Consider the following 20693-nt stretch of genomic DNA (forward strand, 5'->3'; position numbering starts at 1 on the left):
GGCGCTGATCGACGATCCCAAGCTGCGCTGGATGTTCGGCAATTGCTATCCGAACACGCTCGACACCACCGTGCGGCTGACGACGCGCGACGGCAGGCCCGACGCATTCGTCATCACCGGCGACATCCCCTGCCTGTGGCTGCGCGATTCGTCGGCGCAGGTGAAACCCTACCTCCACCTCGCGCGGCAGGCGCCCGAGCTGCGCACGCTGCTGCGCGGGCTGATCGCGCGACAGGCGGCGTGCATCCTGATCGATCCCTATGCCAACGCCTTCATGGAGGATCCCGCCGCGCGCTCGACGCTGGAATGGTCGCAGAAGGACGAGACGGCGATGAAGCCCGGCGTCGCCGAGCGGAAGTGGGAGGTCGATTCGCTCTGCTACCCGATGCGCCTCGCGCACGGCTATTGGCGCGCGACGGGCGATGCGACGCCGTTCGACGCGCGATGGGCGGAGGCGGCCCGCGCGAGCGTGCGGACCTTCCGCGAACAGCAGCGCAAGGACGGCCCCGGCCCGTACAGCTTCCGCCGCGCCGCCGCCCAGCCGACCGAGACGCTGCTGTGGGGCCTCGGCAATCCGACCCGGCCGGTCGGGCTGATCCATTCGGGGTTCCGCCCGTCGGACGACGCGTGCCTCTATCCCTTCCTGATCCCCAGCAACCTGTTCGCCGTCACCGCGCTGCGCGAGCTGGCGCAGGTCGCCGGGGAGGCGCGCCGCGATACCGCGCTCGCCGCCGATGCGACCGCGCTGGCCGCGGAGGTGGAGGCGGCACTGCGCCAGTACGGCACGATGCGGCTGCGCGACGGGCGCGAGGTCTGGGCCTATGAGGTCGACGGCTACGGCAACGCCGTCTTCATGGACGATGCCAACGTGCCCTCGCTGTCGGGCCTCGGCTATCTCGGCTGCGTTCCCGCCGGCGATCCGCTGTGGCAGCGCACGAGCGAAGCCTGCTGGAGCGACGCCAACCCCTGGTTCTTCCGCGGTCGCGCGGGCGAGGGGATCGGCGGCCCGCACGTCGGCGCCGGCCAGATCTGGCCGATGTCGCTGACCATCCGCGCGCTGACCGCCACCGACAACGCCACCATCCGCGCCTGCCTGCGCATGCTGCGCGACACGGACGGCGGCACCGGCTTCATCCACGAAAGCTTCGACCGGGACGATCCCGCCAAATTCACCCGCGCCTGGTTCGCCTGGGCCAACGGATTGTTCGGCGAACTGATCGTCCACCTCGCCCGCACCCGTCCCGCCATCCTGAAGGCGCCGCTATGATCGACCGTCGTACCCTGCTCGCCGGCACCGCCGCGATCGGCCTGCCGCTGCCCGCGTTCGCCGCCGCCGCGGCGTCGCCCGCGCGGCCCAACCTGTTCGTCGGCACCGGCGGCCACGGCCATACCTATCCCGGCGCGACCCTGCCGTTCGGGATGGTGCAGCTGTCCCCCGACACCGACGTCGAGCGGTGGGATGCATGTTCGGGCTATCACCGCACCGACACGTCGATCATGGGGTTCAGCCACACGCACCTGTCGGGCACGGGCATCGGCGACATGCTCGACGTGCTGGTCGTGCCGACGCGCGGGCCGGTCAAGTTGCTGCCCGGGCCGCTCGCCGACCCCGACGCGGGCTATCGCCAGCGCTTCACCGCGGAGCATGCCGAGCCCGGCTATTACCGCGTGACGCTGGAAAGCGGGGTCCGCGCCGAACTGACCGTGACCGAGCGGACCGGCTATCACCGCTACACCTTCCCGGCGGGGCCGGGCCATATCCTCGTCGACCTGTCGCATCTGGTCCACGACAGCTCGGACCAGGCACCGCTCGTCACCGACGCACGGCTCGACCTTTCCGCCGACGGCACTCTGACCGGCAGCCGCACGGTCAACCGCTGGGCGAAGGGGCGCCGTATCCATTTCGCGATGCAGCTGTCGCGTGCACCCAGCCGCATCGTCTTCTACGGCGACGGCGACGCCGAACGCCCCGCCGGCACGCGCGGCGTCGCGGGCAACCGGCTGAAGGCGGTGCTGCATTACGACGATGCCGGCGCCGCGCCGGTGCTGATCCGCTGCGGCCTATCCGCGGTGGACGTCGCCGGCGCGCGGGCCAACCTCGCCGCCGAGGCGAAGGGCTGGGATTTCGACGGAGTCCGGGCCGCCGCGCAGGCGCGCTGGGCCGACGAACTCGCCGCCGTGCACGTCGAGGGCGGCACCGCCGACCAGCGCGTCATCCTGTCGTCCGCGCTCTATCACGCGCTGCTGGCGCCGACGCTGTTCTCCGACGTCGACGGCCGCTACGTCGGGCTCGACCGGCAGGTGCACCGCCTGCCCCCCGGCGACGCCGCCTACAGCACGCTGTCGCTGTGGGACACGTATCGCGCGCTGCATCCGCTGCTGACGATCGTCGCGCCGGCGAAGGTGAGGAGCATCGTCGCCGATGTCATTCGCCAGACGCGGCAGAGCCCGTACGGCCCGCCGGTCTGGCCGTTGCAGGGTGTCGAGACGGGGACGATGATAGGCTGGCACGGCGTCTCGGTTCTCGCCGAGGCGCAGGCGAAGGGCATTCCCGGCGATTATGCCGCGGCGTGGCCGGCGATCGCGCGGCGATCGTTCGATGTCTCCGCCCCGGACCTCGACAACAGCAAGGGCCGCGACCTGTACGACGCCAAGGGCTATGTTCCTGCGGACAAGGTGTTCGAAAGCGTCAGCCGGACGCAGGAATATGCCTATGACGACTGGGCGTCGGCGCACCTCGCCCGTGCCGCCGGGCGTCGCGAGGACGCCGACCGCCTGCTCCGGCGGTCGGGCAACTGGCGCAACGTCATCGACGGCAAGGCGGGCTTCGCCAGGCCGCGCTTCGCCGACGGCCGCTGGTGGGGGCCCTACGATCCGATCCAGCTCGGCCACATGCCCAAGCCATGGTGGCGCGATTATACCGAGGCGAACGGCTGGCAGGCGACGTTCCTCAACCAGCACGACGTCTATGGCCTGATCGCGCACATGGGCGGCGACGCCCGGTTCGAGGCGCGGCTGGATGCGCTGTTCACCGCGCCCTCGACCCTGCCCGCCAACGCGCCGCCCGACATCAGCGGGCTGGTCGGCCAATATGCGCACGGCAACGAGCCCGATCATCACGTCGCCTATCTCTATGCCTATGCCGGCGCGCCGTGGAAGACGCAGGCGATAATCCGCCGGCTGTGCACCGAAATGTATCGCAACGACCCCGACGGCGTCATTGGCAACGACGATTGCGGTCAGATGAGCGCCTGGTTCGTGCTGTCGTCGCTCGGCTTCTATCCGGTCGACCCGGTCGAGGCGGTCTACGTCTTCGGCTCCCCCCTGTTCGAGCGCGCGACGATCCGGCTTCCTTCGGCCAGGCGCCTGACGATCGAGGCGCCCGGCAACACCGCCGACACGCCCTACGTCCGTTCGGTGACCTTCGACGGCAAACCGTGGACGAAGAACTGGATCGCCCACGCCGAGCTGATGAAGGGCGGGCGCCTGGTCTTCACGATGAGCAGGACGCCGGTGAAGACCTTCGGCGCGGCGAAGGCGGACCGCCCGCCGTCGAACGGGCGCGCGGCGGGATGACGCCCCCGCCCGACGCCAACGCATCGATGGAACGCCCATTCTCCCGGAGCACCGACGTGACCGACCTCTCCCGCCGCACCCTGATCGCCTCCGGCCTCGCCGCCACCGCGACGGCCACGCCCGCCCTCGCGGCCACGCCGGCCACCGGACCGAAGCCCTGGGGCGCGACGCCGTCGGCGCGCCAGCTCGCCTGGCATGCGCGCGAACGCTACGCCTTCGTCCATTTCTCGATCAACACCTTCACCGATCGCGAATGGGGCTATGGCGACGAGAGCCCCAAATTGTTCGACCCGACCGACTTTTCCGCCGACCAGATCGTCGCCGCGGCGAAGGCGGGGGGCATGCGCGGCATCGTGCTCACCGCCAAGCATCATGACGGCTTCTGCCTGTGGCCGACGATGCTGACCGAACATTGCATCCGCAACAGCCCCTACCGGAAAGGAAAGGGCGACATCGTGCGCGAGATGGAGCAGGCGACGCGCCGCGCCGGCCTCGCGTTCGGCCTGTACCTGTCACCCTGGGATCGCAACCACCCCGAATACGGCCGGCCGGCCTATATCGATTACTATCGCAAGCAGGTGGTCGAGCTTTGCACCCGCTACGGCGAATTGTTCGAATTCTGGTTCGACGGTGCCAACGGCGGCGACGGCTATTACGGCGGCGCGAAGGAGACGCGCACGATCGACGCGCCGAAATATTACGACTGGCCCGCGATCATCGCGCTGGTGCACCGGCACCAGCCGATGGCCTGCACCTTTGATCCGCTCGGCGCGGATATCCGCTGGGTCGGCAACGAGGACGGCATCGCCGGCGATCCCTGCTGGCCGACGATGCCCGACCATTCCTATGTCCAGGCGGAAGGCAACAGCGGCGTCCGCGGCGCGCCCCTGTGGTGGCCGGCGGAAACCAACACCTCGATCCGCCCCGGCTGGTTCTACCACCCGGACGAGGACGCGCGGGTGAAGACGCCGGCCCGGCTGGTCCGCTTCTTCGACGAATCGGTGGCGCGCGGCACCAACATGCACCTCAACCTGCCGCCCGACCGCCGCGGCCGCATCCCCGATCACGACGCTGCCGTGCTGAAGAGCTTCGGCGACGCGATCGCCGCCAGCTTCGCCACCGACCTCGCGCAGGGCGCGGTCGCGGGCGCCAGCGCAACGCGTGGTCCGGCATTCGCCCCGGCGCGGGTGCTGGACGGGAACCGCGACACCTATTGGTCGACGCCGGACGCGGTCACCACGCCGACGCTGACGCTCGACCTGCCGCCGGGCCGCAGCTTCGACCTCATCCGCCTGCGCGAATATCTGCCGCTCGGCGTGCGCGTGACGCGCTTCGCGATCGAGGCGGAGGTCACCGGCCGCTGGCAGCGGCTGGCGACCCACGAATGCATCGGTGCGCAGCGCATCGTCCGCCTGCCCGCGCCGATCTCCGCCCGCCGCGTCCGGCTCGTCATCCTCGACGCGCCCGCCTGCCCCGCGATCAGCGAATTCGCCCTGTTCCGCAGCGTCGCGCCGGTCCCGGTCGCCGCGCCGCGCAGCACCGACACCGCGATCCTGTCGCCGCGCGGCTGGACGATCGTCGCGGCGAGCGCGCCGGGCGCGGAGGCGCTGCTCGACGGCGACGGATCGACGGTCTGGAGCCAGCCGGCCCCGGCCGGCACGCCGGCGAGCGTAACGCTCGACCTCGGCACCGCGCAGCGCGTCGCGGGCTTCAGCCTGACGCCCTGGCGCCATCCCGACAAGGCGAGCGCGCCCCCGCGCGGCTATCGCGCCGAAACCAGCCTCGACGGCAAGACATGGGCGCCGGCGGCGGAGGGCGAATTCCAGAACATCGCCTATGCACTGGCGACGCAGCGCATCCCGTTCACCGCCCCGCGGTCGCTGCGCTACCTGCGCCTGACCTTCGCGGCGACCGCGGTGCCGGCCGCGAAGCTCGCGATCGCCGATGTCGGCGCCTTCGCGAGGTAGCGGCGGCAGGATCATTGGCCCGGCCACCGCTGCCGCGGATCATGTGGCGGCCGGTCATCGGCCCATCCGTCATTGCGAGCGTAGCGAAGCAATCCAGACCAGGACGCCCCGAATTGCTTCGCTACGCTCGCAATGACGAGCATGGGACGCAGTTCCTGGTCCCCTCGCAGGAGAGCGTCAGATCCCCTCGGGGAATACCGTGCGGCCGCAGGCCTCGAGGTCGCGCGTCAGGTCCGCGATGCATTGCGCGACGAGCGCCGCATCGGGGCTGCGCACTACGAAGTTCGCGCCCGTCCGCCCTTCGCGAAAGAACGGATAGCTGCCGATCGAGACGCCCTCGTGCGTCTTTTCGGCGTTGCGCAGCAGGTCGGCGACCTCGCTTTCGGCGACCCAGCAGCCGATCGTCTCCGACACCACCGGCCGGCCGCCCTCCAGCGTACCGGTCAGAGCATCGAGCATGCCGGCGGTGATGTGCGGCACGCCCGCCATGATGAAGATGTTGCCGATGCGGATGCCCGGCGCCCCCGATACGCGATTGGGGATCAGCCCCGCCCCCGCCGGCACCCGCGCCATCCGCGCCCGCGCATCGTTCAGGCCGCCGCGAGTCGCATAATAGCGTTCCAGCACCGCCATCGCCTCCGGATGATGCTCGACGCCGACGCCCAGCGCCGCGGCGATCGCGTCGACGGTGATGTCGTCGTGCGTCGGGCCGATGCCGCCGGTCGTGAACAAATAGTCGTTGCGCGCACGCAGCGTGTTGACCGCCTCGACGATCGCCTCGGTCCGGTCGGCTACGACGCGGACCTCGACCAGCCGGATGCCCTGGACGTTGAGCCAGCTCGCGAGCTGCGCGACGTTGCGGTCCTGCGTGCGGCCCGACAGGATCTCGTCGCCGATGACGATCAGTGCGGCCGTCCAGATGCGTTCCTGTTCCATGCCCCCGCCATAGCCTCGCAAAACCGCGCCGACCACGCTATATCGCGGCCATGACCGAATACGTGACCGTCACCTCCGACGCGCCGGAAGGGCGCACCGGCGCCATCAAGCTGCACGGCCCCGCCGCCTTCGCCGGCATGCACAAGGCCGGGCGGCTCGCCGCCGAGACGCTCGACATGCTGACGCCGCACATGGTGCCCGGCGTGTCGACCGCGGAACTGGACCGGCTGATCTACGACTTCATCCGTGCCGGTGGCGGCGTGCCCGCGACGCTCGGCTACCGCGGCTATACGCATTCGACCTGCATCTCGATCAACCACGTCGTCTGTCATGGCATTCCGAGCGAGAAGACGCTGAAATCGGGCGACATCGTCAATGTCGACGTCACCCCGATCGTCGATGGCTGGCACGGCGATTCCAGCCGTATGTACCTGATCGGCGACGTACCGCTGAAGGCGCGGCGGCTGGTCGAGGTGACCTACGAATGCCTGATGCTGGGCATCGAGCAGGCACGGCCCGGCGCGCACATGGGCGATGTCGCCAATGCGATCCAGCGCCACGCCGAAAAGCATCGCTACGGCGTCGTCCGCGATTTCTGCGGGCACGGGCTCGGCCGCCTGTTCCACGACGCGCCGGAGGTGGTGCACGTCGGCAAGCCCGGCACCGGCCCGGAACTACGCCCCGGCATGATCTTCACGATCGAACCGATGATAAACATCGGCCGCCCCGACGTGAAGCTGCTCGACGACGGCTGGACGGCGGTGACGCGCGACCGGTCGCTGTCGGCCCAGTTCGAACATTCGATCGGCATCACCGAGGACGGGTGCGAGGTCTTCACCGTCTCGCCCGCAGGCTTCCACCAGCCGCCCTATTCCTTATCCGCCGCGCGCCGGCGCGAGCGGGGCCGCGGCCCCAGCGCGTCGAGCGCATCGGCATTGTCCCGGCCCCAGGCGTAGAGCCATTCGACCGGCGCGACGAAGCGCGCACCGAGCGGCGTCAGCCGGTATTCCACCGCCGGCGGCATCGTCCCCTGTACGTCGCGCGACACGAGGCCGCTGCCCTCCATCTCGCGCAGCGTCTGCGTCAGCATCTTCTTCGATATGCCCGGCAGGCTGCGCAGCAGCACCCCGGTCCGCGCCGCGCCGCCGTGACGGGCGTGCAGCGTGTGTAGGATCATGCTCGTCCATTTGGTCGCGAACAGATCCAGCACCCGCCGCGGCGCGCAATCCTCGCGCCATTCCGCCTCGTCGCTTCCTGCCTGCATCGCCGGTTACCTCCTGGTGCCTGGGTCCCCAGATGGTGCCGTCTGGCGGCACGCGCCACCGCTCCCTAGCTGGCGGGGACAGGATAATCGCGAAAGGACACAAAGCGAATGACCGGTACGGCTTTGATCGTGGGGGCGAGCGGCATCGTCGGCAGCGCGACCGCGGAGCTGCTCGTCGGCGAAGGCTGGACGGTGCACGGCCTCGCGCGGCGGCCGGTGACGCAGGCCGGCGTGCAGCCCGTCGTCGCCGACCTGCTCGATGCGGACGCGACCGCGACGGCGCTCGCGGATCTGCGGCCCGATGCGGTGTTCATCGCGACGTGGCTGCGGCAGGACAGCGAGGCGGAGAACATCCGCGTCAACGCGGCGATGGTCCGCAACCTGCTCGACGGGCTGCGCACGCACGGCGCCCCGCGCCACGTCGCGCTGGTCACCGGGCTGAAACATTATCTCGGCCCGTTCGAGGCCTATGGAAAGGGCAGCCTGCCGCAGACCCCGTTCCGCGAGGAACAGGGGCGGCTCGACGTCGAGAATTTCTATTATGCGCAGGAGGACGAACTGTTCGCCGCCGCCGCCCGCGACGGCTTCACCTGGAGCGTCCACCGGCCGCATACGGTGATCGGCAAGGCGGTCGGCAACGCCATGAACATGGGCACCACGCTCGCCGTCTATGCGACGCTGTGTCGCGAAACCGGCCGCCCCTTCCGCTTTCCGGGATCGGCGGCGCAGTGGAACGGCCTGACCGACATGACCGACGCCGCCCAGTTGGCGCGGCATATGCTGTGGGCGGCGACCACCCCCGCCGCCGCGAACGAGGCGTTCAACGTGGTCGATGGCGACGTCTTTCGCTGGAGCTGGATGTGGGGCCGGATCGCCGGCTGGTTCGGGCTGGAGCCCGCGCCGTTCGACGGCACGGTCCGTCCGCTGGAGACGCAGATGGCGGACGATGCCGCGACGTGGCGCCGGATCGCCGCGCGCGACGGGCTGGCCGAGGCCGACCTGTCCCGACTCGCCTCGCCCTGGCATACCGACGCCGATCTCGGCCGCCCGATCGAGGTCGTCACCGACATGTCGAAAAGCCGCCGGCTGGGCTTCACCGCATATCGGCCGACCGACGACGCCTTCTTCGCGCTGTTCGACCGGCTGCGTGCCGATCGCATCATCCCGTAACCGCGTGGCACGGGGGCGGCGCTGGTGCGTTCGGACTCACGGGCCACCGCCTCCGGTGCGCCCTGCCGCCCCGCCGGCCCGTTCTCGAAGGATCCGATCATGGCCGATGACAGCAATCCGCGCGGCCGCGCGGTTCCGAGTGGACGGCTCGCCCGGCTCGGCGCGTTCGGCCGGCTGGCGGCGGGCGTCGGCGGCGGCGTGGTCGCGGAGGGCGCGCGGCGGCTGGCGGCGGGCGAACGGCCGCGGATGGGCGACATGTTGCTCACCCCCGCCAATGCGTCACGCGTCGCCGACCAGCTGGCGCACCTGCGCGGCGCGGCGATGAAGCTCGGCCAGATGATCTCGATGGACGCGGGCGACATGCTGCCGCCGGAGCTGTCCGCGATCCTCGCCCGGCTGCGCAACCAGGCGCACCACATGCCGCCACGGCAGCTCGATACCGTGCTCGCCGCCGAATGGGGCCGCGACTGGCGGCGCCGGTTCGCGCATTTCCAGGCGCATCCGATCGCCGCCGCCTCGATCGGGCAGGTCCATCGCGCGCGTTTGCCCGACGGCACCGATCTGGCGATCAAGGTCCAGTATCCCGGCGTCAAGGCGAGCATCGACGCCGACGTCGACAATGTCGCGACGTTGCTGCGCGTGTCCGGGCTGCTGCCGAAGGAACTGGATGTCGCGCCCCTGCTGGGCGAGGCCAAGCGCCAGTTGCACGAAGAGGCGGATTATCTGCGCGAAGGCGCGATGCTGACCCGCTACCGCGCGCTGCTCGCCGACGCGCCCGGCTTCGTCGTGCCAGAGCTGCACGCCGATCTCACCACCCCGCGCGTGCTGGCGATGGGCTTCGTCGCAGGCGGGCCGATCGAGGCGCTGGAGACCGCCGACCAGCCGGTCCGCGACGCGGCGATGCATGCGCTGATCGGGCTGGTGCTGCGCGAACTGCTCGACTGGGGGCTGATGCAGACCGACCCCAATTTCGCCAATTATCGCTGGCAGCCGGACACGGGGCGGATCGTATTGCTCGATTTCGGCGCGACGCGGGACATTCCCGCGGCAACTGCGGAGGGCTATCGCACGCTGCTCGCCGCGGGCCTGTCGGGCCGGCGCGATGCGGTACGCGAGGCGGCGATCGGCGCCGGATTCCTGGGGGCCGCGGCGGCGGAACGGCATCGTGCGCTGGTCGACCAGATGATCGATATCATCCTCGCCAACCTCAACCGGCCCGGGCTGTTCGACTTCGGCGACCGCGCGTTCGTCGGCGTCGTCCGCGAGCAGGGGATCGAGATGGCGCGCGACCGGACGACGTGGCACATTCCGGCCGCCGACACGCTGTTCGTACAGCGCAAGATCAGCGGCACGGCCCTGCTCGCCGCCCGGCTGAAGGCACGCGTCGACATCCGGACCATGGCCGAGGCCGCGGTCGGCGCGCGCGCGCTGCCGGCCTAGTGGCGACCGCGGCGGGCTTCGGCCTGCCGCGCCGAGGCGATCGTGTCGACGACCAGTTCGTAGAATGCGGGGGAATAGCCCGCCGCGACGAACGCCTTCACCTCGGCGGATGCGATCGAATAGCCGCGCTTCCAGCTCAGCACGGCGATGCGGCGCAGCGCCTCCAGCTTGGGGTCGGCGAGCTGCGGGCTGATCCGCACGCCGAACACCAGTCCCAGCCAGCGCGACAGCCGCCCGGGCTGGCGCAACGTCGCCATGCCGTCCTGCCGCGCGATGCCGATCACCGAGCGTTCGAGTTCCGTCAGCACCGGCCGCACCTCCCCCAGGTCTGTCGTCACGGGCGCCACGGTCGCGACGTACTCCACCGGCGGACGCACCGGCGGACGCACCGGCGCGCTGGCGCGGGCGTAACCGGCATTGCCGGGTTCGGCGAAAGCAAGAAAGGCCATGGCGTAACTCCCTTTTCGGACCGCAGGCGAGCGTGCCGCATCGACCGGGATGCAGCGGCGTACCGCAGGATTGTTGCGTCCCTTTTGCCGACGTCGACCGACAGGCTTCCGGGATGTTGCGAAACCACGACCGGCCCTGACCGCCCCGTGTTTCTATACTGGCCGGTATATAAGCCCGTCCGGATCGCGTCAACGGGTTTTGTACCGGTCGGTAGTGAAAAGTTCGACCAGCCTGCCGGCCGGCACCGTCCGCCCCGCCGGCGCGTTGAGGACGTCCCGGACAACAGGAGCGCAGCGATGATCGATACCCCCGACACGACGCCGGACGACGCCGACATTCCCCCCGACAACGGCCGCCGCGCCTCGATCGACCCACGGACGGGCGAGGTCCACGGCAGCGGCAGCGGCGCCGGCGGCGGCAATCCGGGCGAGGACTTCGCGAGCGATGCCGCGGGCGGAGACGGCTATCCGGTCGACGGCGGCGAGGGACGTACGAAAGGCGCACCGGTGGACAAGCAGGCGACCCGGCCCTGATGCCCGGCCCGGCGAGGCCGGTCGTCACGCTATTTGAGCGGGACGATCACCTCGTCGGGATGCGCGACGTTCAGTTCCTTGCGCACCATTTCGTCGACCATGTCCGGATTGGCATGGTCGGGATCGAGCAGCGCGACGCGGTTCTTGAGCACCGCACGCCGCTGGTCGAGCGCCGAGAACTGCTTCTCGCGTCGCGCCAGCTGCTTCTTGTAGTCGCCATAGGCGAGCATGCCGTTCGGCCCGAGCACCGCATAGGCGCCGAAGAACGCCATGATCGTCAGGCCGAGCGCGGGCAGCGCGGCCCGGCGCATCACCTTGTGGAATGTCGATCGCCTGATGACCCGCGCCATGGCCGCTATCCTCGCCTGCTACGATCCGCGGATCAAGCCCTGAGGACGTCGCGGCCCGCATAGCGCGCCGCATCGCCCAGCTCTTCCTCGATCCGGATCAGCTGGTTGTACTTGGCGAGCCGGTCGCTGCGTGCAAGGCTGCCGGTCTTGATCTGGCCGCAGTTCGTCGCGACCGCGAGGTCGGCGATCGTCGCGTCCTCGGTCTCGCCCGACCGGTGGCTCATCACCGCGGTATAACGCGCGCGCTGCGCCATGGTCACCGCCTCCAGCGTCTCGGTCAGCGTGCCGATCTGGTTGACCTTCACCAGCAGCGAATTGGCGTAGCCGCCCTCGATCCCGCGCTTCAGGCGCTTGGGGTTGGTGACGAACAGGTCGTCGCCGACCAGCTGGACCGTGTCGCCGATCAGGTCGGTCAGCGCCTTCCAGCCCTCCCAGTCGTCCTCGCTCATGCCGTCCTCGATCGAGAAGATCGGGTAGCGGCGCGTCAGGTCGGCGAGATATTCCGCCATCGCGCCGCTTTCCAGCACCTTGCCCTCGCCCGAGATGTCGTAGCGGCCGTTCTTGTAGAATTCGGTCGCGGCGCAATCGAGCGCCAGCATCACGTCGTCGCCCGGGGTATAGCCCGCCTTCTCGATGCTCTGCATGATGAAGCCCAGCGCCTCGTCGGTCGATGCGATGTTGGGGGCGAAGCCGCCCTCGTCGCCGACGCCGGTCGCAAGGCCCTTGTCGTGCAGCGCCTTCTTGAGCGTGTGGAAGATCTCCGATCCGCAGCGCACCGCCTCGACGATATTTTCCGCGCCGACCGGCACGATCATGAATTCCTGGAAATCGATGGGGTTGTCGGCATGCTCGCCGCCGTTGATGATGTTCATCATCGGCACCGGCAGCACATGCGCCGACACGCCGCCGACATATTTGTACAGCGGCATGCCGCGCGCCTCCGCCGCGGCCTTGGCGGCGGCAAGGCTGACGCCGAGGATCGCATTGGCGCCCAGTCGCCCCTTGTTCTCGGTCCCGTCGAGTTCGATCATCGCGCGGTCGAGGTCCGCCTGATCCTCGGCATCGAGCCCGATGAGCGCCTCGACCAGTTCGCCGTTGACCGCCTCGATCGCGTCGTCGACGCCCTTGCCGCCCCAACGGCTCGCGTCGCCGTCGCGCTTTTCGACCGCCTCGTGCGCGCCGGTCGATGCGCCCGAGGGCACCGCGGCACGACCGAAGCTGCCGTCCTCCAGCAGCACGTCGACCTCCACCGTCGGATTGCCGCGGCTGTCGAGGATCTGGCGGCCATGGATGTCGATGATTGCGGTCACGTAACGAAGCTCCTACCTCTGCCGGCGTATGCGGCGCCCTCTACCCTGCCGCACCGGGCGCGGCAATCTCCCCGACCGTCAGGGAACCGCACTCGTGGCGGCGGGGTTGAGGGTGTCGGACAACAGCAAAGGGCGCGTCATGGCCGATAACGACCTGAAACCGATCACCGACGGCGACATCGCGCCGCCGCCGTCGACCACCACCTTCACCCCGGCCGAACCGCTCAAGACGGCGGGCGTCGATTTCGATCCGGCGCCGGGCAGCAAGACCGAACAGGTCAAGCAGACGGTGAAGGACTATTCGGCCAAATACGGCACGCAGGCGAGCGATCGTGTCCGCAGCCTCGCCGACACCGGCAAGGAGCGCGCGGTCGGCGGGCTCGACCAGCTGTCGCAGATGATTACCGACGCGGCGGGCCAGGTCGACGAGAAGCTGGGCGCGCAATATGGCGAATATGCACGCTCTGCGGCGGGCGCGGTGTCCAATTTCTCCGACCAGATCAGGGGCAAGGACGTCGACCAGCTGCTCGACGAGGCCCGCGAATTCGTCCGCAAGAGCCCCGGTGTCGCGGTCGGCGTCGCGGCGGCGCTCGGTTTCGCGGTCGCGCGCCTCGTGCAGTCGGGGATCGACGGCAACAGCACCGACGGCCGGAACTGAACGGCCAATGGCGGTGATCGAGCCGGTGACGGGCGATGAAGGCATCGGCACGTTGGTGTCCCAGCTGGTGGAGGACGTCCGCGGCCTTGCCGGCGCCGAGGTGGCGCTGGTCAAGGCGCGCGTCGGCGAGCGTGCCAGTGCCTACCGGAATGCGGCGATCTTCTTCGCCGTGGCGGGCGTGCTGGCGCTGGCGGCGCTCGTCGCGCTGCTCGTCGGCATCATCATGGCGCTCGCCACGCTGATCGGTCCCGGGCTCGCGACCGCCGCGGTGGTGCTCGCGACGCTGGCGATCGCCGCGGTGCTCGCGATCGTCGGCAAGGGCCGGCTCGCGCCGGGGGTGACGCGATGAGCGTGATCGACCCCGCCGCCCGCCTTGCCGAGGCGGAGGCACAGGCCGCCGCGGCCCGCGAGCGCCTGTCCGGTACGCTCGGGCGGCTTCAGGTGAAGCTCAATCCGCGCACGCTGGCGTTGCAGGCTGCACGCGACGTCGCGGATCGTGGCAATGCCGCGGCGCAGGCGGGCCTCGACACGGCGGTGCGCAATCCCGGCGCGGTGGCGGGCGTCACCGCCGTGGCGGGGCTGTTCCTCGCGCGTCACCGGATCGCCACGCTCTTCCGCCGCAAGCCTAAGCCGCACAAGCCGGGCTACCGCGACCACGAACCGGGCCTCGGCCCCCAAGACGACCCCTCACAAGGATGACCTCCATGCCAGACATGCACACGCAGGAACGACTCGACGACGCCAAGCATGCAGCTTCCGATGCCGCCCGCAAGACCGTCGACGCGATCGAGGCAAACCCGCTCGCGATCGTCGCCGGCGGGCTCGCCATCGGGGCACTTGCCGGCGCATTGATCCCGCGGTCGGCGAAGGAGCGCGAATTGCTCGCGCCGCTCGGCCGCAGCCTCGGCGAACGCGCGCGCGGCGCGATCCAGGCGGCGCGCGACGCCGGCTCGGACGAACTGCAGAATGCCGGCCTGTCGAAGGACGCGGCGAAGGATCAGGTCAAATCCCTGTTCCAGGGCGTGCTGAAGGCGGCGACCACCGCAGGCTCCGCCGCCGCACGGACCGCGGCCAACAAGGGCTGACGCGATCCCGGCGTCGCGCGCCGGGCGCGGCGCCGGGGGTTCAATATTGCACCGCAACACGCTAGAGGCGGTCGCCGAACCTCACACCCGGGACACTCGCATGAGCAAGCTCCACCTCGTTTTCGGCGGCCGCGTCAAGGACCCCCGCACCCTCGAATTCGCCGATCCGTCGAAGCTGGAAGTGGTCGGCATCTTTCCCGACTATGCGAGCGCCGAAAAGGCATGGCGCGCGAATGCGCAGCGCACCGTCGACGATGCCGAGATGCGCTTCGTCGTCGTCCACCTGCACCGCCTGCTCGAACCGGAACTGCTGGCGCCGCCGGCGGCGTAAGGCTGCGGCGACGTCCGGGTGCGAGGGATTGCGGAGCGGTCTATGCCGGTCGGAGACTGCAAGCGGGATCGAACCCGTACGTCCCACCCGTCCTTCGCCCAAAGGACCGTTCCGAAGTCCACGGCGCCGCAGGGTGACCGTACTGGGCTCCGAACCGGCCTGAGCCACACGGCGCACCCCGGAACAAGGCCGGGATGACGGGACATCGGAGCAGCACGCCCCAACGTCGATCGTCAACCGGGCGGCGACCGACCGCCCGGCACCCGGATCAGATGAACTCGATCTTCGAAACGACGTAATACCGGTCGCCTGCGGGCACCGACACCTCGACCTCCTCGTCGACCTTGCGCCCGATCAGCGCGCGGCCGAGCGGCGAATTGTACGAGATGCGCCCGGTCTTGGCATTCGCCTCGGTCTGGCCGACGATCTGGTATTTCACCGGCTTGTCGTCGTCGTCGAGCAGCGTCACCGTCGCCCCGAACACCACCTTGTCGCCCGACAGGTCGCGCGGGTCGATGATCTGCGCGCGGGACAATTTGTCCTCGATGTCGCTGATCGTCGCCTCGTTCTGGCCCTGCTGCTCCTTGGCGGCGTGATATTCGGCGTTTTCCGACAGGTCGCCGTGCGCGCGCGCTTCCTCGATCGCGTCGACGATCAGGGGACGCTCCGTTTTCAGACGCTTCAGGTCCGCGACGAGCGTGTCATAGCCCTCCTGGAGCATCGGCATCTTTTCGACGGTCGCCATATCTACGTCCCCAATTCACTCGTTCCCCGTGCGGCCCGCCGGGCCGCCCGCACACATTACATTATGTCGGGATCAGTTGTGCGACTGCGAATAGTAGGATTGCAGAGGCCGCACTTCAAGATGCACGACCCCGATTGCCGCCGCCGCCTGCACGCTGGCGGGCGCCGTCGTGAAGTACGGGATCTTCTGCGCCAGCGCCGCCTGGCGGATCGGCTTGGAGTCCTTGAGGCTCTGCCACCCTTCGGTGGTGTTGAAGATCAGCGTCACCTCGCCGTCCATGATCCGGTCGAGGATGTGCGGCCGCCCCTGCGCGACCTTGTTGACCTTTTCGACCGCCAGGCCCGCGATTTCCAGATAGTCCGCGGTCCCGCCGGTCGCCAGCACCCTGAAACCGTGGTCCAGCAACGCCCTGACCGCCGGCACGATATGCGGTTTGTCGCCGTCCTTGACGCTGACGAAGGCGGTGCCCGACGTCGGCAGCACGGTGCCGGCGCCAAGCTGCGACTTGGCGAAGGCGGTGGTGAAATCGGGATCGATCCCCATGACTTCGCCGGTGCTCTTCATCTCCGGTGACAGGACCGGGTCGATGCCGGGGAAGCGGTTGAACGGGAACACCGCTTCCTTCACCGCATAATAATCGATGTGCCGATCGATCGGCGGCAGGTCGCGCAGCATCTCGCCCGCCATCACCCGCGCGGCGATCTTGGCGATGGGCACGCCGATCGCCTTGGCGACGAACGGCACCGTCCGGCTGGCGCGCGGATTGACCTCGATCAGATAGACCTCGTCCTTTCCGTCGGCCTCGCGGCCGTTGGCCTTCACCGCGAACTGGATGTTCATCAGCCCCTTGACCGACAGCGCATGCGCCAGCGCGACCGTCTGCCGCTCGATCTCGGCGATCGTCTCGGGGGTCAGCGAATAGGGCGGGATCGAACAGGCGCTGTCGCCCGAATGGACGCCGGCCTCCTCGATATGCTGGAGCAGGCCGGCGACGACCACGTCCTCGCCGTCGCAGATCGCATCGACGTCGACCTCGATCGCGTCGCGCAGATACTGGTCGATCAGCACCGGGCTGTCGCCCGACACCTGCACCGCGGTCTGGATGTAGTCGTCGAGCTGCTGGAGCGAATCGACGATCTCCATCGCCCGCCCGCCGAGCACATAGCTCGGCCGCATCAGCACCGGATAGCCGATCCGCTCGGCGGCGGCGACCGCCTCGTCGCGGCTGCGCGCGAGGCCGTTCGCCGGCTGCCGGAGCCGCAGCTTGTTGACCAGCGCCGCGAACCGCTCGCGATCCTCGGCCAGGTCGATCGCATCGGGGCTGGTGCCGAGGATCGGGATCCCCGCCTTCTCCAGCGCCCGCGCCAGGTTGAGCGGCGTCTGCCCGCCGAACTGGACGATCACGCCGACCAGCTCGCCGCGCGACTGTTCGACGTGCAGGATCTCCAGCACGTCCTCGGCGGTCAGCGGTTCGAAATACAGCCGGTCCGACGTATCGTAGTCGGTCGACACCGTCTCCGGGTTGCAATTGACCATGATCGTCTCATAGCCCGCGTCCGCCAGCGCGAAGCAGGCGTGGCAGCAGCAATAGTCGAACTCGATCCCCTGCCCGATCCGGTTCGGCCCGCCGCCCAGGATCACGACCTTGCGACGGTCGGACGGCATGCTCTCGTCCTCCGGTTCGCCGAAGCTCGGCGCCTCGTAGGTCGAATACATGTACGGCGTCTTCGCATCGAATTCCGCGGCGCAGGTGTCGATCCGCTTGAACACCGGGCGCACGCCGAGCCGATGGCGCAGGGCGCGCACCTCCTCCTCGGTCACGCCGCCGGTCATCGCGACCACCGCCTCGTGGATCAGGCCGGAGCCGCGCGCGATGCCGCGCTCCATCCCGCGCAGGTTAGCGGACTTCAGCGCGAGATAGGCGAGCCGCTTGTCGCTGAAGCCCATCGACTTGAGCCGCCGCAGTCCGGCGGCCTCGATCGGCAGGCCGTTGCGGCACACCTCTTCCTCCGCCCGTACGATCTCGGCGAGGCGTTCGAGGAACCACGGGTCGAAGCGCGCGATGGCATGCACCTCCGCCACGGTGAAGCCCTCGCGCAGCGCCTGCGCCGCGACCAGCAGCCGGTCGGGCGTCGCGACCGCCAGTGCCGCCTCGATCTCTGCGCGCGGCGCGCCGACCAGCCGGTCGACCGCGTTGAAGCCGGACAGGCCGGTTTCCAGACCACGCAACGCCTTCTGCATCGATTCGTGGATATTGCGGCCGATCGCCATGACTTCGCCGACGCTCTTCATGGCGGTTCCAAGCACGGATTCCGCGCCCTTGAACTTCTCGAAGGCGAAGCGCGGGATCTTGGTGACGACGTAATCGATCGTCGGCTCGAACGACGCCGGGGTCGCGCCGGTGATGTCGTTGACGATCTCGTCGAGCGTATAGCCGACCGCCAGCTTCGCCGCGACCTTCGCGATCGGGAAGCCGGTCGCCTTCGACGCGAGCGCCGACGAGCGCGACACGCGCGGGTTCATCTCGATGACGACGAGGCGGCCGTCCTTCGGATTGACCGCGAACTGCACGTTTGAACCGCCTGTTTCGACGCCGATCTCCCGGAGTACCGCGATCGATGCGTTGCGCATGATCTGATATTCCTTGTCGGTCAGCGTCAGCGCGGGCGCGACGGTGATCGAATCGCCCGTATGGACGCCCATCGGGTCGACGTTCTCGATCGAACAGATGATGATGCAATTGTCGTGGCGGTCGCGCACGACCTCCATCTCATATTCCTTCCAGCCGAGCAGCGATTCCTCGATCAGCACCTCGGTGGTGGGCGACGCGTCGAGCCCCTTGCGGACCATGTCGACGAATTCGGACCGGTTGTAGACGATGCCGCCGCCCGACCCGCCCATGGTGAAGCTCGGCCGGATGATCGCCGGCAGTCCGGTGATCTCGAGCCCCGCCAGCGCCTCCTCGACGGTGTGCGCGATCGCGGAGCGGGCGCTCTCCAGCCCGATCCTGGTCATCGCGTCCTTGAACTTCAGCCGGTCCTCGGCCTTGTCGATCGCCTCGGCATCGGCGCCGATCATGGTGACGCCGAACTTCTCCAGCGTGCCGTCGTGGAACAGCGCCAGCGCGGTGTTGAGCGCGGTCTGGCCACCCATCGTCGGCAGGACGGCGTCGGGCCGCTCCTTCTCGATGATTTTGGCGACGATCGCAGGCGTGATCGGTTCGACATAGGTCGCATCGGCCAGCTCGGGATCGGTCATGATCGTGGCGGGGTTCGAATTGACGAGGACGATGCGATAGCCCTCCTCCTTCAGCGCCTTGATCGCCTGCGTGCCCGAATAGTCGAACTCGCACGCCTGACCGATGACGATCGGCCCGGCGCCGATGACGAGGATGGAGGAGATGTCGGTGCGTTTTGGCATTTAGTGCCCCTTAAGCAGCGGATGCCCGCCGGCTATTCCTATGATTGCCGACCACTCAGGCCGAAAAGCCGAGACGATTTCCCCCGCCTGAGCGTCCGGAATTTCGCCAATTTCGATGGCGATCACGCCATCATCACGATCATAAACTCGACTCGGCGCGATCTTCGCATCCGCCAACATCGCGAGGACATCGTCCACGTGCGCCGGCTTGATGCGCAACCGCATCACTCGTTCGTACCCCGCAGCGATTCCACAAACTTCTCGAACAGGTACAAACTATCCTGCGGCCCCGGGCTCGCCTCAGGGTGATACTGAACCGAGAACGCCGGCCGGTCGGTCAGTTCCAGCCCCGCGTTCGATCCGTCGAACAGCGACACGTGCGTCTCACGCACGTTCGCCGGCAGCGACTCTTGCTCGACCGCGAAGCCGTGGTTCATGCTGGTGATTTCGACCGCGCCGTCGGACAGGCGCTTGACCGGGTGGTTGGCGCCGCGATGGCCCTGGAACATCTTGGTCGTGCTCGCGCCGACCGCCAGCCCGAGCAACTGGTGGCCGAGGCAGATACCGAACAGGGGCTTCCCCGTTTCCAGCAACTGCCGGATCACCGGGACGGCATAGTCGCCGGTCGCGGCAGGATCGCCGGGGCCATTGGACAGGAAGATGCCGTCCGGATTCTGCGCCATCACCTGCTCGAACGTCGCCTCCGCGGGCAGCACCGTCACCTTCGCACCGGCGTGAACAAGGTTGCGGAAGATATTGTGCTTGCTGCCGTAATCGATCGCCACGACGTGCGGGCGTGCGCCGCCGTCGCCCGCGCCATAGCCGAAGCCCAGCCGCCACGGCCCGCCCTCGCGCGTCTCGCCCCAGGCGTAATGCGTCTCGGTCGACACGCTTCTGGCGAGGTCCATGCCCTCGAGGCCCGGCCAGGCCCGCGCCATCGCGAGCAGCGCGTCGAGGTCGAACTCGCCCGCCGCCGAATGCGCGACGACGCCGTTGGGCGCGCCGCCCGTGCGGATGCGCCGCGTCAGCGCGCGGGTGTCGATCCCGGACAGGCCGATGCGCGCGTGCCGCTGCATCCAGCCGTCGAGCCGCTCGACGCTGCGGAAGTTGGAGGGCTGGGTCACGTCCTCGCGCACGATCATGCCCAGCGCATGGGGCGCGTCCGCCTCGATATCGTCGGGGTTGACTCCGACGTTGCCGATGTGGGGGAAGGTGAAGGTGATGATCTGGCCCGCGAACGACGGGTCGGTCATGATCTCCTGATACCCGGTCATCGCGGTATGGAAGCACACCTCGCCCACCGCGGCGCCCTCCGCGCCGAAACCGCGGCCCCAGGCCACGTCGCCGCTCGCGAGGACCAGGACGCCCGTCGCGCCCGCCGGGGTAGCAAGGTTGGCGGGTTTGCCGGGCATGACAATGGGCTTGGCGTCGGCCATGGCTTGGCGGGCACTCCTACAG

The 20693-nt window shown here is 69.1% G+C and carries 21 protein-coding genes; 12 read left to right on the forward strand and 9 right to left on the reverse strand.

Going from position 1 to position 20693, the window contains the following annotated elements; all coding sequences use genetic code 11:
• The 3 genes from LPN01_RS05060 to LPN01_RS05070 all read left to right on the forward strand — a co-directional run.
• On the forward strand, positions 1-1267 hold a 1267-nt coding region (locus LPN01_RS05060), incomplete at its 5' end, for a glycoside hydrolase family 125 protein (RefSeq protein WP_262827277.1).
• Entirely contained in the window at positions 1264-3576 is a 2313-nt protein-coding gene (locus LPN01_RS05065; protein ID WP_262827278.1) for a GH92 family glycosyl hydrolase, read from the forward strand. The genes LPN01_RS05060 and LPN01_RS05065, both read left to right, overlap by 4 nt.
• Positions 3577-3632: 56 nt before the next feature.
• The gene (locus tag LPN01_RS05070; protein WP_262827279.1) at positions 3633-5543 is read left to right on the forward strand and encodes an alpha-L-fucosidase; all 1911 of its coding nucleotides are present in this window, start codon (positions 3633-3635) and stop codon (positions 5541-5543) included.
• 177 nt (positions 5544-5720) lie between these two features.
• Here the strand turns inward: LPN01_RS05070 and LPN01_RS05075 are convergent, their stop codons facing one another.
• The gene (locus tag LPN01_RS05075; protein WP_262827280.1) at positions 5721-6479 is read right to left on the reverse strand and encodes a competence/damage-inducible protein A; all 759 of its coding nucleotides are present in this window, start codon (positions 6477-6479) and stop codon (positions 5721-5723) included.
• A gap of 50 nt (positions 6480-6529) precedes the next feature.
• On the opposite strand from LPN01_RS05075, the gene map reads away from it, so the two are divergent.
• The gene (map, locus tag LPN01_RS05080; protein WP_262827281.1) at positions 6530-7435 is read left to right on the forward strand and encodes a type I methionyl aminopeptidase; all 906 of its coding nucleotides are present in this window, start codon (positions 6530-6532) and stop codon (positions 7433-7435) included.
• Here map and LPN01_RS05085 read toward each other — a convergent pair.
• A complete protein-coding gene (locus LPN01_RS05085; RefSeq protein WP_262827282.1) occupies positions 7348-7743 on the reverse strand; it encodes a winged helix-turn-helix transcriptional regulator in 396 nt (131 codons plus the stop codon). The two genes, map and LPN01_RS05085, sit on opposite strands and share 88 nt — an antisense overlap.
• Before the next feature lie 108 nt (positions 7744-7851).
• Between LPN01_RS05085 and LPN01_RS05090 the strand changes: the two genes are divergently transcribed.
• The gene (locus LPN01_RS05090) at positions 7852-8913 is read left to right on the forward strand and encodes an SDR family oxidoreductase (RefSeq protein WP_262827283.1); all 1062 of its coding nucleotides are present in this window, start codon (positions 7852-7854) and stop codon (positions 8911-8913) included.
• A gap of 99 nt (positions 8914-9012) precedes the next feature.
• On the forward strand, positions 9013-10353 hold the full coding sequence (locus LPN01_RS05095; protein ID WP_262827284.1) for an ABC1 kinase family protein: 1341 nt from the start codon (positions 9013-9015) through the stop codon (positions 10351-10353).
• On the opposite strand, the gene LPN01_RS05100 is transcribed toward LPN01_RS05095, so the two are convergent.
• The gene (locus tag LPN01_RS05100) at positions 10350-10802 is read right to left on the reverse strand and encodes a hypothetical protein (protein WP_262827285.1); all 453 of its coding nucleotides are present in this window, start codon (positions 10800-10802) and stop codon (positions 10350-10352) included. The genes LPN01_RS05095 and LPN01_RS05100 overlap by 4 nt on opposite strands.
• A gap of 297 nt (positions 10803-11099) precedes the next feature.
• On the opposite strand from LPN01_RS05100, the gene LPN01_RS05105 reads away from it, so the two are divergent.
• Positions 11100-11336 (forward strand): hypothetical protein, encoded by a 237-nt coding sequence (locus tag LPN01_RS05105; protein WP_262827286.1) that lies wholly within the window; start codon positions 11100-11102, stop codon positions 11334-11336.
• Positions 11337-11365: 29 nt separating this feature from the next.
• On the opposite strand, the gene LPN01_RS05110 is transcribed toward LPN01_RS05105, so the two are convergent.
• Together LPN01_RS05110 and eno are read right to left on the reverse strand one after the other, a co-directional pair.
• Positions 11366-11686 carry an FtsB family cell division protein gene (locus LPN01_RS05110; RefSeq protein WP_262827287.1) on the reverse strand — a complete coding sequence of 107 codons (321 nt, stop codon included), beginning with the start codon at positions 11684-11686 and terminating at the stop codon, positions 11366-11368.
• 32 nt (positions 11687-11718) lie between these two features.
• Entirely contained in the window at positions 11719-12996 is a 1278-nt protein-coding gene (gene eno, locus LPN01_RS05115; protein ID WP_262827288.1) for a phosphopyruvate hydratase, read from the reverse strand.
• A gap of 139 nt (positions 12997-13135) precedes the next feature.
• On the opposite strand from eno, the gene LPN01_RS05120 reads away from it, so the two are divergent.
• The 5 genes from LPN01_RS05120 to LPN01_RS05140 all read left to right on the forward strand — a co-directional run bounded on the left by LPN01_RS05120 (position 13136) and on the right by LPN01_RS05140 (position 15070).
• Positions 13136-13654 carry a hypothetical protein gene (locus LPN01_RS05120; RefSeq protein WP_262827289.1) on the forward strand — a complete coding sequence of 173 codons (519 nt, stop codon included), beginning with the start codon at positions 13136-13138 and terminating at the stop codon, positions 13652-13654.
• Between the two features lie 7 nt (positions 13655-13661).
• Positions 13662-14003, forward strand: coding sequence for a phage holin family protein (locus tag LPN01_RS05125; RefSeq protein WP_262827290.1), 342 nt, complete (start codon positions 13662-13664; stop codon positions 14001-14003).
• Entirely contained in the window at positions 14000-14353 is a 354-nt protein-coding gene (locus LPN01_RS05130) for a DUF3618 domain-containing protein (RefSeq protein WP_262827291.1), read from the forward strand. The genes LPN01_RS05125 and LPN01_RS05130 overlap by 4 nt, the downstream gene beginning before the upstream one ends.
• 5 nt (positions 14354-14358) lie before the next feature.
• A complete protein-coding gene (locus tag LPN01_RS05135) occupies positions 14359-14739 on the forward strand; it encodes a hypothetical protein (protein WP_262827292.1) in 381 nt (126 codons plus the stop codon).
• A 100-nt stretch (positions 14740-14839) separates the two neighbouring features.
• The gene (locus LPN01_RS05140) at positions 14840-15070 is read left to right on the forward strand and encodes a DUF4170 domain-containing protein (RefSeq protein WP_262827293.1); all 231 of its coding nucleotides are present in this window, start codon (positions 14840-14842) and stop codon (positions 15068-15070) included.
• A 268-nt stretch (positions 15071-15338) separates the two neighbouring features.
• Here LPN01_RS05140 and greA read toward each other — a convergent pair whose 3' ends face one another.
• The 4 genes from greA to carA all read right to left on the reverse strand — a co-directional run bounded on the left by greA (position 15339) and on the right by carA (position 20671).
• The gene (gene greA / locus LPN01_RS05145; protein WP_262827294.1) at positions 15339-15815 is read right to left on the reverse strand and encodes a transcription elongation factor GreA; all 477 of its coding nucleotides are present in this window, start codon (positions 15813-15815) and stop codon (positions 15339-15341) included.
• 72 nt (positions 15816-15887) lie between these two features.
• Entirely contained in the window at positions 15888-19235 is a 3348-nt protein-coding gene (gene carB / locus LPN01_RS05150) for a carbamoyl-phosphate synthase large subunit (protein WP_262827295.1), read from the reverse strand.
• A complete protein-coding gene (locus LPN01_RS05155) occupies positions 19236-19460 on the reverse strand; it encodes a hypothetical protein (protein WP_262827296.1) in 225 nt (74 codons plus the stop codon). It lies immediately after the preceding gene.
• A complete protein-coding gene (carA, locus tag LPN01_RS05160) occupies positions 19460-20671 on the reverse strand; it encodes a glutamine-hydrolyzing carbamoyl-phosphate synthase small subunit (protein ID WP_262827297.1) in 1212 nt (403 codons plus the stop codon). The genes LPN01_RS05155 and carA overlap by 1 nt, the downstream gene beginning before the upstream one ends.
• Positions 20672-20693 lie beyond the last annotated feature (22 nt).

Source organism: Sphingomonas sp. A2-49, assembly GCF_025548555.1.
Lineage (GTDB): Bacteria > Pseudomonadota > Alphaproteobacteria > Sphingomonadales > Sphingomonadaceae > Sphingomonas.